This is a genomic window from Bacillus sp. FSL K6-2944 (genome assembly GCF_038005385.1).
GTDB classification, from domain to species: Bacteria; Bacillota; Bacilli; order Bacillales; family Bacillaceae_G; genus Bacillus_A; species Bacillus_A cereus.
In genome coordinates this window covers 433,959-446,266 of the sequence record NZ_JBBOTE010000001.1, presented here as the reverse complement: position 1 = coordinate 446,266, position 12,308 = coordinate 433,959, and the positions used below count along the sequence as shown (strand labels likewise).

Here is a 12,308-nt window from a genome sequence, read left to right as displayed (position 1 = left end):
TTTATCTTTAAACAATCCCGTTCTTTTTTAACCATTTTCCAAAAATAATTCGTGCTTCATCATCATTAATATCATTACTAAATGAATACACCTTAATACCATAATCATCTATATATTCACCCAATTTCATTTCCTCCACTTTCTTATAAAAATCGTCTGCCTCATAGTGCGGAATATAAGCATCCCAAACTGGTTCATTTATTCTTTTGTACGCCGTCACCTCTAAATCATATCCGTCTTCATAATATCCGATGTGATAATGTTTGTTAGGATCATATTTCTCCATTAAAAGTCCCCTCCTACTAAACAAGAGCGAGCCTTATATTACAGCTCGCTCCTCTCTCTATTTATTAAATACGCTCCATCGCTGTCTTCAACGTTCCAACAACGAAAGCAATCTCTTCACTTGAAATAACAAGAGGCGGCGCTAATGTTAAAACGTTATTATATCCTGCTGTTGTCATACCGTTTCGTCCTATAATTAAGCCCTTTTCTTTACAAGCATTTACAACACTTGCAATTTTGTCGTTATCAATTGGCTCTTTCGTCTCTTTATCATTTACTAATTCAATTCCAACTAATAGACCTTTTCCTCTAATATTCCCAACAAGCGGATGTTCCCCAATTTCATCTTTTAGTTGCTCTAATAAAAGGGAACCCATTTGCGCAGATCGCTCGATTAAATTTTCATTTTCCATAATCTCTAAGTTTTTAAGTGCTAATGCACAAGCTGCTGGATTTCCACCAAATGTATTAATGTGGCGGAAAAATTCATATTCTCCTTTACCTTTAAAAGCCTCATATATTTCTTTTTTCACAGCTGTTGCAGATAATGGTAAATATGCGCTCGTAATGCCCTTTGCCATTGTAATAATATCTGGCTTCACATCATAATTCATAAACCCAAATGCTTTTCCTGTACGACCGAAACCGCAAATTACTTCATCACTAATAAGCAAGGCACCGTGTTTTTGACACGTCTCATGAATAGCTTTCATATAGTCTTGTGGTGGCATTAATATGCCCCCGCCTGTAATAATTGGTTCCATAATAAAAGCGGCAATTGTTTCACTTAATTCCCACGTCATAACACGATCGACTTCTTTCACACATTCTACATCATAAATATGCTGCCCTTCAATTTCAGGCATACGGTAACAATCCGGTGGTGTTACGTGTAAAAAACCTGAAGCAAACGGCTCATACTGATATCTACGCTGCGCTTGTCCCGTCGCTGCCATTGTCGCCATTGTATTCCCGTGATACCCACGGTAACGTGACATAAATTTATAACGATGTGGTTCACCTTTTTGAGCATAGTATTGCCTTGCTATTTTAAAAGCTGTTTCGTTCGCTTCTGAACCACTATTTGAGAAGAAAATAACATACTCTCCCCCAAGCCACTCATTTAACTTTTCAGCAAGCTTTATAGCTGGCTCATGGGATTGTGACATTGGAAAGTATGATAATGTTTGTAATTGCTTATAAGCCGCTTCTGCGAGCTCTTTTCTTCCATATCCACTATTGACACACCAAAGGCCACTCATACCATCTAAATATCTTTTTCCTTGTATATCTTCAACCCAGCACCCTTCAGCTTTTGCCCCTACCATTGTACTATTTGGACTAAAGGGACGCATTCCGTGCCAAACATATTGCTCATCTTTTGCTAATAATTCATCAGTTTGCTTCGTTTTCATCATTACTTCCACCTTCCATAACAACTTATTTTTCACAAAAGCTGCGCTGGTGCCATGATGACTTAAATTTCTCCCTGCTATTTTCATTCCACAAAATTAAGACAAATCCTACTTACAAATCAGTAATATTTACAAGAAAATGACAAAAGAAAAAAGAGCTTTTCTTATCTATCGAAAAGCTCCTCTTTTATTTAATGTGAAGACGCATCGCTAATGCCATGACCAGTATTAGATTTCACTAGAATTTCATCAAATTTCGCTTCATCTTCTTTCTTACTAGATAAAACCGTTCCTAAATATGCTGCAAGAAATCCGAGTGGAATTGAAATAATTCCTGGTGTCGTATATGGGAATAACGCTTCCCCAACAAAAATAGCTTTTCCAGCTACAGGGTTCCAAACATTCGGACTCAACGCTACGAGAACAATTGCTGATACGAGACCTACAATCATACCCGAAATAGCACCCGTTGTATTAAAACGCTTCCAATATATTGTAAATAAAATTACTGGTAGATTTGCACTCGCTGCAACTGCAAATGCTAATGATACTAAAAATGCTACGTTTAATGTTTGGGCAAATAATGCAAGTATGATAGATAGTATCGCTACTCCAATAGATGCATAACGAGCCATGGATACTTGCTCTTTTTCCGTTGATTTTCCTTTACGAATGATTTCATTATAAAAATCATGAGCGAATGCTGATGCTGCTGTTAATACAAGACCTGCCACTACAGCCAAAATCGTTGCAAAAGCAATTGCTGATACGAAAGCAAATAAGAAGTCTCCACCTAACGCTTTGGCTAATAAAGGTGCCGCCATATTACCAGCTGGGTTTGCTTTAATAATCGCTTCATTTCCTACAAACGCTGCCGCACCAAATCCTAAGAAAATCGTCATAATATAAAATGCACCAATTAACCACGTCGCATATACGACAGATTGACGTGCAGTTTTTGCATCACGTACTGTAAAAAAGCGGACAAGTATATGTGGTAATCCAGCTGTACCAAGTACTAGTCCTAAATTTAAAGAAAGTGTATCAAGACCATCCTTATACTTTACACCTGGATTTAAAAATGAATCTTTTAAAGGTGTAGCTGTTTTCATTTGAGCGAACATTTCAGTCACGCTGAAGTTGAATTTTGCGAAAACGATAACAGAAATAATAAACGTACCAGCCATAAGTAATACAGCCTTTACGATTTGTACCCAGCTCGTTGCTGTCATACCTCCAAAAATAACATACACCGTCATAAGTGTTCCAACGATTAATACAGATGTCGTATATTCAATCCCTAATAATAATTTAATAAGTGCACCCGCGCCAACTAATTGTGCAATCATATAAAAGATAGAAATCGTCATCGTATTAAGAGCTGCAACTCCGCGAACTTTTTTCGCATCAAAGCGTGCTGCAATCATATCCGCCAAAGTGTACTTTCCTAAATTTCTAAGCGGTTCTGCAACAAGATATAGTACAACTAGATAAGCAACTAAAAAACCGATACTATAAAAGAATCCATCAAACCCAGTTAATGCGATTGCTCCAGCTATACCGAGAAATGAAGCAGCAGACATGTAATCTCCAGCAATGGCCAGACCATTTTGCCAACCAGTTAATCCCCCTCCAGCCGTATAAAATTCACTCGCATTTTTCGTTTTTTTCGATGCAAAATAGGTTATGACGAGCGTACCAAGAACAATAATTAAAAATAGTGCAAATGCAGTAGTATTCAAGTTCAGCCCCTCCCTTTTTGCATATCTTGTAGAATTTTTCGGGAGATTTCATCAAATGATTCTGCTTTTTTGCTATAAATCATACATAGTGCCCATGTCATGATAAATTGGGAAAAAGCAAATACCCACGCCCATGTAACGTCTCCAAATGCAGGTGTATTAAGCACCTTTGAATACGATGTTAGAATAGGTAATGCGATAAAAAAACTAAAAAAGAAAATACTCATTGGAATGATAAACTTCTTTTTCGTATTTAATAACAATTGAAATTCTTCCGACTGAACGACCTCTGTATAATTCACCTCATTTTGCAACTTACGTGCTGACGTATCGTCTCGTTTCATTAACCGATCCCCTCTCTTACTTGAAATACACTTCCCCCTTGTATACCTAAAGACTAAATTTTATAAATATTCAGAAACTTATATTCATTTTAGACAATCCATGCATTCATGCAAAGATTTTTTGATAGACATTTTTCGGCAATTTTCCCTAAATTTTTAATATACTTTTTCAAAATAAAGTGACACTTTACTTATTTATCCTCATTAAGACAAAAGCAGTGCTTAACGCACTACTTTTGTCTTTTTTTCCTTTTCTAAATTACGAGCCGTTTCGCTTAGCTCAACATCTTTTCCGTCTTTCAGTGTTCCAAATATAAAATCGAATACTGGATTTGAAACACCAAACCAAAACTTTTCATTTTTATAATGGTGTAATATATGTTGTTTTTTTAGCCATCTTCCAAACTTAGTGACGGGACGAATCGGTCTATGAGCAATATAATGTTTCCATTCGTAAACAAGCAGCATAATAATCATTCCGATTCCAAATGAAAGTGTAATAGTAACACTTTTTGTAATACCATATGCTATAAGTAAATATATAGTAAAACTAGGTATACTAAACCATACAGGTAAAAACAAAAGTTTTAAATCATCTGGATATACGTGGTGATCATAATGCAACCTTCTTAACATTTTTAATAGAAATGTGTTTTTAGGTGGCTTTATATGGAATAAAAAACGATGTGTCATATATTCATTAAGTGTATAGAAAACAATCCCAAACATACATGCTAACATGCCAAACCACGTAAAAAATTGCATTTTTAAAATAATAATGAAAACAAATAGAATGCTATACATAATAACGATATCATGTTGTAAAAAGAACTCTTTTCCCACTTTCTTCATCTTGTTTCCCCCTTTTCCAAAAAAACAGCCGCAACATATTGTTACGACTATTTCTTTTCTATTCTTATTCTATTCACTTTACAAATTTGCCTGCTGTTCTATTGTCGAGAAAAAATTGTTTGGTCCAAATATATTTTGCTTCGGAATAATATGTTCCACTGCAAACACTGTTACTTCTCCTCTTTGCACTTCTCCAATAATGAGCCCAAATATTTCATGATTTACTGCAAACGTCGGTTGCTTTGTTTGTAACAATCTTGCAGCATTATGAAATACCGCTTCATATAGTGGATTTCTATCAGTAATTTCTTTTCGGATTTTTGGCGCTAACGTAATTATAATTTCTTTTCCGTCAATAGTGGTTCGATACATAAAAATCTCCCCTTCAATCTTATGTGAACAACTGTAAAGCTTTGTATGCAAAATGTATAGAGTAACCTACTAAAATAATACCTGCTCCGGCTGTTATGTAGCCAAGCGCTTTTGGTTTTAATAAAGTTCTTCCAAAATGTACAGAAAAAGCAATATTTAAATTCCATAAAATAATACCAACAATAATGCAAAGACTGTACAAAAAAGCTTCTTGTTTCGTTACCTTCGTAAGTAATGAGCTAAGTGTACTTCCGTATATACCAAACCAAAAAACAAGATTTAATGGATTGGATATCGCAATTAAAAATCCTGCCATAAACGATTGCTTAAGGCCACCTACCTCTTCTTTTTTATATTCCATATTCGAGTCGAAAATTCCTTGTTTTACACTTTGAAATCCTAAATAAAATAACAAGAAAAAACCCGTGCAATACATGAAGGCTTGTACATATGTATACATAAACACAGAAGATAAACCGAAATAAATGAGAAGCATAAATAAAACATCTGCAGTCATTCCACCAATTCCAACAACCCAAGCGTGCCAAAACCCACGTTCAATTCCTCGTTTTAACATTTCAATATTAATCGGCCCTACTGGCGCAGCTAATGATATACCTAATACGATTTGCTGTATAATTGCTCCAAACATCGCTCTATCCTTTCTACTCTCTTTACTACTAGTTAATGATGTAATTTGAAAAAATAGACTAGCTTTCATAATAAAATACCCTTTTTTATCCAAAATATACAAAAGAGCCATCTAGGTGATGGCTCTTACTTTTCTATCCTATGAAGAAAAGGACATTTCCCTTTTATTGGCTCTACATCGTCTCCTATGAAATATTGTTTCCATTCACGATGCTCTGGGTCACCATAATGACTAATATTAGGATGTTTCGGCAATTGATCCCACTTTTCAACTCGCTCACGAACCATTTGTCTTGAATATGCTCCTTTAGGACGATCTCCCTCTAATCCATCAAAAATAGTGCGTGGCTGAAACCCAATAACGAGAGAATTCCCTAAATGTCTAGTTTTTCGTTGTTTATAAGCTGGCGCATTTCCAAATGCGAATATTGGCTCACCACCAAATGAAAATTCCCATAAATAATGGTCTGGATCTTCAGGAATTTGCTTTGGCCATGCTTGATTATCGTTTTCATGTAAATACTGTAACACTTTCCAAAAGGAATCACGGTAATATTCGAGTGGCTGTTCTTCACATTCCGGTTCTACAAAAAGGAAAAAGCCCCTTCTTACAATCGGCCTCTCTTTCATTAACTCTAAAAAAGATAACATTGTATGTGGTAAATGACTCCAATCATTATGAGAAAGAAATGAATAACGAAGTTCATTCTTTTTCAAAGCTGTTAAACCGAAATAACATGGAAAAGTTGGTTCTAACACAACATTTGAAAAAATCTCAAATTCTTTTGCAACCCAATCCGGTATGTCGGTTCTCGTTCTCATTCCTTCATTATCTAATAAGTAAGACTTATTCATTCTTTCACCTCATTATGTATAGCATTCAATTAAGAATATTATATACTCAGCCTGTCCTATACCTATTTAAAAATTTGACTGAAAAATTATTTAAAAATACAAAAAAATAAAATCGCTTACTTGACTAAATTCTCCCAATTCGTGTATATTTAAATTAATCATTTAGCAGAATATTCAAGAATATAGCATTTTTAGTTTATATTATTTTTTTTAAATGAATTTCACTAAATGAAAATAGTAAACGCTTTTAGGAGGAATTGTAACATGCAAGGAAAAGTAAAATGGTTTAACAACGAAAAAGGTTTTGGATTTATCGAAATGGAAGGCGCTGACGATGTATTCGTACATTTCTCTGCTATTCAAGGCGACGGCTACAAAGCTTTAGAAGAAGGTCAAGAAGTATCTTTCGACATTACTGAAGGTAACCGCGGACCTCAAGCTGCTAACGTAGTAAAACTTTAATCCAACATATAACAGGAGGTTACCTTACTTGGTAACCTCCTTTGTTATTCCTTTGTATATTTCCGTTTTACAGAGCAAAAACTATGTGAAATGCGCACTATACAAAGGAGGAATTATTAATGGGATCAGAAGTAAATGATTTTGAAGAAGTGAAATTCCGTGTAGAAACAGCACAAAAAATGGTAGGATCAGCAACAATTTCAATGGATCCAGATACATTAGAACATGCTACTACTGCTGTAGAAGCAGCTCGCTCTCAGCTTGAAATTATGAAATCTGTTGCAACTGATTTAGATGAGCCATTTTTAATGAATGAGGAAAAAAAATTAAATAAATGTGAGCATCAACTAAACGAAGCAAGACACTAAAAAACATCCAGAGAATTTTCTCTGGATGTTTTTTCATGACAACTGTTCCCCATACTTTTTCAATGTTTCTCCCACTGTACATTGCCTTATACAAAATGAATGAGCGTAATACTTACTATTTGTCTTTCGATTATGTTCTCGCAAAAAACATCCTTCACAATACGTTTCTAATAAGTCATTTACCTCTGTAATGAGTTGCTTTTTATCCACCTTTGCACCTCTCTATTCGGTTATTTCTTTATGACTATCAATACTTGTTCCTTCTAATGCTTGCGTAGCTAATTGATGTGCTTCTTTATTTTGTTTTCTAGATATCGGCTCACATATAAGTTTTAATTTCATTTGCTTCGCCTTTTGCTCAATTTGGTCTAAATAATGATTTAAATGTTCATCATAACAAGGCCATTCTCCGGCTAATTGCTGCAGTACCACTTGTGAGTCTCCGCGAAGTGTAACTGCTTCATACTTAATCCCTAGTTCCTCGAGTATATTCATACCGTATAATAATGATGCATATTCCGCTTCATTATTATCATATATACCTTCTATATATGCATTGCGGCGAATGCGGTAGTTTGTATTTCCTTTTTTATAATACACACATATACCAACGCCAGCTTCTTTCGTTTGCACATCATACCCCCCATCAAAATAAACGAGTATTTCTTGGGGCTCTTCCTCTACTTGCTTACTTAACTTTTTCATCTCTTTTAATGACCATTCTGCGTCCATTTCATCGTAAAATAAAAGTTCCTTAGCTCTTCCTGTTTTCTCAAAATCCTCTGCAAATTGAAGTACTTCTTCTATGTTCATATACTCTGTTGTTAATTCCGTCTGCAATCCACGCTTCGTTTTATACAACCAATGAATTTTATATTTCATACTACATTCCCCTTATGTAAGACTTCTTATATATATCCGGCTAATTGAAGCCTCACTTTATTTTATTATATTTTATCTAGAGTCACAGCATTATATTCAATATGATTACATACAAAAAGAGCTATCCCTATAGGAATAGCTCTTTCATCTATTACATAAATCTTTCAAATTGTACTCGCTTATTAATCCAGTACATTACAGGCATACCGATCGCCATGACAACAAATTCACCAATTGCACAAGTTAACCAAGACAACATAAATGGTAAACCCAATGCAAGATGAAGTTCAATTGCAATCATAAACATTGTAATTGTAAAGATAACTGTATTAAAAATCATACGAGCCCAAACACCTTTAATAAATCGCATAGAAATAATCGTTGCAACTAACGCAAGAATAGATTGCCCTACTCCAAATACTAAATCGTAAGCGATCATAGGTGAAAAAAAGAGATTCGTTAAAAATACACCTAATACAATTCCGTAAATTGCTTTCTTGTTAAATACAACGAGATGATTAAACATCTCTGAAATACGAAATTGTACATTCGTAAAGCCAAATGGCTGAATAAGCATAGAAACAGCAATATATAATGCCGCTAAAATACCATTACCGACTAAAGTTCTAATATTCATGACAAAATCTCCTTAGTTTTTTTACGTGGGATGGTTTCGAACCACGTTATTCGTTTTTTAAGCAACAAGATTATATTTTACGTGGTAGCCCCTCTTTCGTCAATAGATTCCTATCATAAACTACCTTTTTCCTTTTAGACAACGTATAATGAAACATATGAAAGATTTAGGAGGTTTCACTTCATGACAGCAACAATTCAAAATGAAAAAGTGATCGTTTCCATTTCTGACAAAGGTGCAGAATTACAGAGCGTTCGCTTAAAAGAAGACAACACAGAATATTTATGGCAAGGTGATTCTACTTATTGGGGACGCCGTGCACCAATTTTGTTCCCAATTGTCGGTCGATTAGTAGATAATACATACTACGTAGACGGTAAACCATATTCATTAACACAACACGGTTTCGCTCGTGATCTTACTTTCTCTGTGAAAGAACAAAGCGAAACAAAAATCACTTATATCGTTACTAGTAATGAAGAAACATTAAAAAAATACCCATACGAATTCGAATTACTCGTTTCTTATGAGCTAAATGGACAAAGCGTTCATATAACATATGAAGTAAACAATCCTACTTCAAAAGAGATGTTCTTCTCAATCGGAGCACATCCTGGATTCAACTTCCCTTTATTGGACGGTGAATCATTTACAGATTATCACTTATCGTTTAATGGTTCGGAACGCTTAGAAACAAGCGTATTAGAAGGACCTTATCTTTCAAACAAAAAGCAATTAATCGCTGAAAATACGACTGAATTGCCACTTACATATGATTTATTCAAAAATGATGCGCTTATTTTTGAAAATATGAATACGGATGAAATTTCTATTCGTTCTCATAAACATAATAAATTTGTAAAAGTAGAATTTGATGGATTCCCATTTGTTGGCGTATGGACATCAGGGGATAACGCACCTTTCTTATGTATTGAACCTTGGTATGGCATCGCTGATGAAGTAAATCCAGCAAAAGATTTCAAGGACAAAAAGGGAATTCAATCTTTACAAGCGAATGAAACATTTACATGTCGTTACAGCATCACAATCGGATAACTACTCTATCCCCTACTTCAAAAAAATATTTAAGTAGGGGATCATCTTATAATTTGGAGGTTTCTCATTTTGATTGAAGTATATATTGATGGTGCATCAAAAGGAAATCCTGGTCCTTCTGGTGCAGGAGTGTTTATTAAAGGCGTTCAGCCACCTGTACAATTATCAGTACCACTTGGAACAATGTCCAATCATGAAGCAGAATACCGCGCTTTACTTCTAGCATTAAAATATTGCATCGAGCATAATTATAGCACTGTCTCTTTTCGTACAGATTCCCAGCTTGTCGAACGGGCTGTTGAAAAGGAATACGCAAAAAATAAAATATTTGCACCTCTTTTAGATGAAGCGCTGCAGTACATAAAAAACTTCGATCTCTTTTTTATTAAGTGGATTCCAAGTAGTCAAAATAAAGTAGCTGATGAATTAGCTAGAAAAGCTATCTTACAAAATTAACGGGGGTATGAGTGTGAAAAAAGAGTGGATTGCTCCTCTTGCTTTATTATTTGTCTCTTTTATTTGGGGAGCTACGTTTGTTGTCGTTCAAAACGCTATGTCTTTCGTTGGTCCATTTACGTTTAATGGTATTCGCTTTTTATTCGCTGGAATTATTTTATTATTCGTTCAAATTATTTTCTCACAGAAAACTTCAAAACAAGAATTAAAACATAGTAGTTTAGCTGGATTAATGGTTGGGTTCTTCTTATTTGTCGGCTATTTATTACAAACATTTGGCTTACTCTATACAACTTCTTCAAAAGCAGGTTTCTTAACTGGGCTAAGCATTGTTATGGTCCCAATCTTATCATTTATCTTTTTAAAACAAAAAGCCACCATTTTCATCATACTTGGTATTGCTGTAGCTACAACAGGTTTGTACTTATTAACAGCTGCTAATTCTTTCCAATTAAATATAGGAGATATACTTGTTCTTGGTTGTGCAGTCGCTTTCGCTGCCCATATTCTTATTAACGGCTTCTTTTCTAAAAAAATATCACCTTTATTATTAAGCACATCTCAAGTATTAGCTGTTGGTATATTTTCTTCTATTTGCGCTTTCTTGTTTGAAGATTGGGAAAAGTTATTTTCAGTATCACTATGGACGAATCAATCCTTTTTATTCGCACTCTTTCTAACTGCCCTGTTTGCAACATCTATTGCTTTTTTCATTCAAACATCGGCACAAAAACACACTTCTCCAACGAGAGTAGCAATTATTTTCGCAATGGAGCCCGTTTTTGCTGCATTAACAGGCGTTCTCGTTGCAAATGAACAACTTTCTATTTCTGCTATTATCGGATGTCTATGTATTTTTCTAGGCATGATTTTTGTTGAATTACCTTCCAAAACAAAAAAAGAAGCGCAGGCTGCGTGAAGTTACGCTTGTAACTTCCGCATAAAAGCCTTAGCGCTTTTTTTATCTGTAATTTCTTCCTCTTTCAATCGTTCTAATAACGCAACGAAATAACTACCATCAAACTGCAATTGATGTTTAATTGTGGCTTCTATTGCTGCGTTCACAATCCCATCAGACGCACCAGTATATCCTTGTCCAAACATAATAAACCCTTGTGCTTCCTCTGATAATTTAAATCCTTTCGTATGTAAGAATGAAAGATAATCTTCTACTGTTTGCATGTTATTCCCACCTACTCAAAAATTCTCCATCTCCTATCATACATGTTTTTACACGCTATGAGAATGAAATTTCTTTGACAACTTTGTAAATCAATCTTCTACTTCTCTTACAATGGAGGATTTTCTAACAATCTGAAGGAATATGTACAGTGGAACTTATTTCATATTAAAGGGGAGACACGATGAAACAAGCACTATTAATTATTGACGCTCAGCAAGAATTAATTGATGGAAATGAGCAAGAAAATGAAGTTTTTCGTAAAACCGAGCTATTATCTACACTAAATATAGCCCTGCAGAAAGCAATAGATTCAAATGCTCTTATTGTTTTCGTAAGAGATATCGATGTTGCTTCTGGTAGTGGCGAAGGATTTGAAGTACATAATCAAATTCAAGTACCCCAGTCTGCAATCTTTATTAATAAAGCAGCAACCAATTCATTCTACGGCACTTCTTTACTTGAACTTTTAAAAGAAGAAAACATTAATCATATTGTTATAGGCGGATGTAAAACAGAACATTGCATTGACACTGCAGTTAGAGCAGCAACTGTACAAGGATTTGACGTTACCTTAATTAAAAACGGTCATTCAACAACTGATTCTAACGTATTGTCTGCAGAACAAATTATTGGTCATCACAATAAAACTTTACACGGTCATTATAACGTTGATCATTTTTCTATGGTGAGAGATATCGAGGAAGACCTCTTTCAGCCGACTCATGATCAATATCGTGATTAGCGAAAA

The 12,308-nt window shown here is 34.8% G+C and carries 18 protein-coding genes and 1 riboswitch; of the genes, 6 read left to right on the top strand and 12 right to left on the bottom strand.

Annotated elements, in window-relative coordinates:
• Window positions 1-7 precede the first annotated feature (7 nt).
• The 8 genes from MHH55_RS02395 to MHH55_RS02360 form a co-directional block, all read right to left on the bottom strand.
• Complete coding sequence (locus MHH55_RS02395; RefSeq protein ID WP_074554087.1) at window positions 8-286, bottom strand: DUF3986 family protein; 279 nt, start codon at window positions 284-286, stop codon at window positions 8-10.
• 64 nt (window positions 287-350) lie between these two features.
• Window positions 351-1,700 (bottom strand): aspartate aminotransferase family protein, encoded by a 1,350-nt coding sequence (locus tag MHH55_RS02390; protein WP_130055541.1) that lies wholly within the window; start codon window positions 1,698-1,700, stop codon window positions 351-353.
• Window positions 1,701-1,891: 191 nt separating this feature from the next.
• Window positions 1,892-3,442 (bottom strand): solute symporter family protein, encoded by a 1,551-nt coding sequence (locus MHH55_RS02385; protein WP_001098240.1) that lies wholly within the window; start codon window positions 3,440-3,442, stop codon window positions 1,892-1,894.
• 2 nt (window positions 3,443-3,444) lie between these two features.
• Window positions 3,445-3,786, bottom strand: a complete 342-nt coding sequence (locus MHH55_RS02380; RefSeq protein ID WP_000817366.1) for a DUF485 domain-containing protein — start codon at window positions 3,784-3,786, stop codon at window positions 3,445-3,447.
• 222 nt (window positions 3,787-4,008) lie between these two features.
• A complete protein-coding gene (locus MHH55_RS02375) occupies window positions 4,009-4,638 on the bottom strand; it encodes a sterol desaturase family protein (RefSeq protein ID WP_000755401.1) in 630 nt (209 codons plus the stop codon).
• A 78-nt stretch (window positions 4,639-4,716) separates the two neighbouring features.
• A complete protein-coding gene (locus MHH55_RS02370) occupies window positions 4,717-5,010 on the bottom strand; it encodes a hypothetical protein (protein WP_000286361.1) in 294 nt (97 codons plus the stop codon).
• Window positions 5,011-5,029: 19 nt separating this feature from the next.
• Window positions 5,030-5,773 (bottom strand): LysE family transporter, encoded by a 744-nt coding sequence (locus MHH55_RS02365; RefSeq protein WP_001196841.1) that lies wholly within the window; start codon window positions 5,771-5,773, stop codon window positions 5,030-5,032.
• 14 nt (window positions 5,774-5,787) lie between these two features.
• On the bottom strand, window positions 5,788-6,516 hold the full coding sequence (locus tag MHH55_RS02360; protein ID WP_001043767.1) for a YqcI/YcgG family protein: 729 nt from the start codon (window positions 6,514-6,516) through the stop codon (window positions 5,788-5,790).
• 264 nt (window positions 6,517-6,780) lie between these two features.
• Here MHH55_RS02360 and cspB point away from each other — a divergent pair, with 264 nt between their 5' ends.
• Both cspB and MHH55_RS02350 read left to right on the top strand, forming a co-directional pair.
• Complete coding sequence (gene cspB / locus MHH55_RS02355; RefSeq protein WP_001161731.1) at window positions 6,781-6,978, top strand: cold shock-like protein CspB; 198 nt, start codon at window positions 6,781-6,783, stop codon at window positions 6,976-6,978.
• A 119-nt stretch (window positions 6,979-7,097) separates the two neighbouring features.
• Window positions 7,098-7,346, top strand: coding sequence for a DUF2564 family protein (locus tag MHH55_RS02350; protein ID WP_000534392.1), 249 nt, complete (start codon window positions 7,098-7,100; stop codon window positions 7,344-7,346).
• 33 nt (window positions 7,347-7,379) lie between these two features.
• On the opposite strand, the gene MHH55_RS02345 is transcribed toward MHH55_RS02350, so the two are convergent.
• The 3 genes from MHH55_RS02345 to MHH55_RS02335 all read right to left on the bottom strand — a co-directional run bounded on the left by MHH55_RS02345 (window position 7,380) and on the right by MHH55_RS02335 (window position 8,865).
• Entirely contained in the window at window positions 7,380-7,556 is a 177-nt protein-coding gene (locus tag MHH55_RS02345) for a zinc-finger domain-containing protein (protein ID WP_000358801.1), read from the bottom strand.
• Window positions 7,557-7,568: 12 nt separating this feature from the next.
• Window positions 7,569-8,228, bottom strand: coding sequence for a ribonuclease H family protein (locus MHH55_RS02340; RefSeq protein ID WP_000875547.1), 660 nt, complete (start codon window positions 8,226-8,228; stop codon window positions 7,569-7,571).
• Between the two features lie 151 nt (window positions 8,229-8,379).
• Window positions 8,380-8,865 (bottom strand): QueT transporter family protein, encoded by a 486-nt coding sequence (locus MHH55_RS02335; protein WP_001026474.1) that lies wholly within the window; start codon window positions 8,863-8,865, stop codon window positions 8,380-8,382.
• 6 nt (window positions 8,866-8,871) lie between these two features.
• Window positions 8,872-8,916: riboswitch (PreQ1 riboswitch) on the bottom strand.
• 132 nt (window positions 8,917-9,048) lie between these two features.
• On the opposite strand from MHH55_RS02335, the gene MHH55_RS02330 reads away from it, so the two are divergent.
• The 3 genes from MHH55_RS02330 to MHH55_RS02320 all read left to right on the top strand — a co-directional run bounded on the left by MHH55_RS02330 (window position 9,049) and on the right by MHH55_RS02320 (window position 11,296).
• Window positions 9,049-9,921: an aldose 1-epimerase family protein gene (locus MHH55_RS02330; RefSeq protein WP_074554083.1), complete on the top strand. Its 873-nt coding sequence runs from the start codon at window positions 9,049-9,051 to the stop codon at window positions 9,919-9,921.
• 69 nt (window positions 9,922-9,990) lie between these two features.
• Window positions 9,991-10,377 carry a reverse transcriptase-like protein gene (locus MHH55_RS02325; RefSeq protein WP_000573880.1) on the top strand — a complete coding sequence of 129 codons (387 nt, stop codon included), beginning with the start codon at window positions 9,991-9,993 and terminating at the stop codon, window positions 10,375-10,377.
• Window positions 10,378-10,390: 13 nt separating this feature from the next.
• The gene (locus MHH55_RS02320) at window positions 10,391-11,296 is read left to right on the top strand and encodes a DMT family transporter (protein ID WP_130055540.1); all 906 of its coding nucleotides are present in this window, start codon (window positions 10,391-10,393) and stop codon (window positions 11,294-11,296) included.
• 2 nt (window positions 11,297-11,298) lie between these two features.
• Here MHH55_RS02320 and MHH55_RS02315 read toward each other — a convergent pair whose 3' ends face one another.
• Window positions 11,299-11,559: a DUF6123 family protein gene (locus MHH55_RS02315; protein ID WP_001195212.1), complete on the bottom strand. Its 261-nt coding sequence runs from the start codon at window positions 11,557-11,559 to the stop codon at window positions 11,299-11,301.
• Window positions 11,560-11,741: 182 nt separating this feature from the next.
• Between MHH55_RS02315 and MHH55_RS02310 the strand changes: the two genes are divergently transcribed.
• Window positions 11,742-12,302: a cysteine hydrolase family protein gene (locus MHH55_RS02310; protein WP_000806319.1), complete on the top strand. Its 561-nt coding sequence runs from the start codon at window positions 11,742-11,744 to the stop codon at window positions 12,300-12,302.
• Window positions 12,303-12,308: the final 6 nt, after the last annotated feature.

Coding starts and splice junctions, on each gene's coding strand:
- MHH55_RS02395 (WP_074554087.1), bottom strand. CDS start 286: ATGGAGAAATATGATCCTAACAAACATTATCACATCGGATATTATGAA.
- MHH55_RS02390 (WP_130055541.1), bottom strand. CDS start 1,700: ATGAAAACGAAGCAAACTGATGAATTATTAGCAAAAGATGAGCAATAT.
- MHH55_RS02380 (WP_000817366.1), bottom strand. CDS start 3,786: ATGAAACGAGACGATACGTCAGCACGTAAGTTGCAAAATGAGGTGAAT.
- MHH55_RS02375 (WP_000755401.1), bottom strand. CDS start 4,638: ATGAAGAAAGTGGGAAAAGAGTTCTTTTTACAACATGATATCGTTATT.
- MHH55_RS02370 (WP_000286361.1), bottom strand. CDS start 5,010: ATGTATCGAACCACTATTGACGGAAAAGAAATTATAATTACGTTAGCG.
- MHH55_RS02365 (WP_001196841.1), bottom strand. CDS start 5,773: ATGGCTCTTTTGTATATTTTGGATAAAAAAGGGTATTTTATTATGAAA.
- MHH55_RS02360 (WP_001043767.1), bottom strand. CDS start 6,516: ATGAATAAGTCTTACTTATTAGATAATGAAGGAATGAGAACGAGAACC.
- cspB (WP_001161731.1), top strand. CDS start 6,781: ATGCAAGGAAAAGTAAAATGGTTTAACAACGAAAAAGGTTTTGGATTT.
- MHH55_RS02350 (WP_000534392.1), top strand. CDS start 7,098: ATGGGATCAGAAGTAAATGATTTTGAAGAAGTGAAATTCCGTGTAGAA.
- MHH55_RS02340 (WP_000875547.1), bottom strand. CDS start 8,228: ATGAAATATAAAATTCATTGGTTGTATAAAACGAAGCGTGGATTGCAG.
- MHH55_RS02335 (WP_001026474.1), bottom strand. CDS start 8,865: ATGAATATTAGAACTTTAGTCGGTAATGGTATTTTAGCGGCATTATAT.
- MHH55_RS02330 (WP_074554083.1), top strand. CDS start 9,049: ATGACAGCAACAATTCAAAATGAAAAAGTGATCGTTTCCATTTCTGAC.
- MHH55_RS02315 (WP_001195212.1), bottom strand. CDS start 11,559: ATGCAAACAGTAGAAGATTATCTTTCATTCTTACATACGAAAGGATTT.
- MHH55_RS02310 (WP_000806319.1), top strand. CDS start 11,742: ATGAAACAAGCACTATTAATTATTGACGCTCAGCAAGAATTAATTGAT.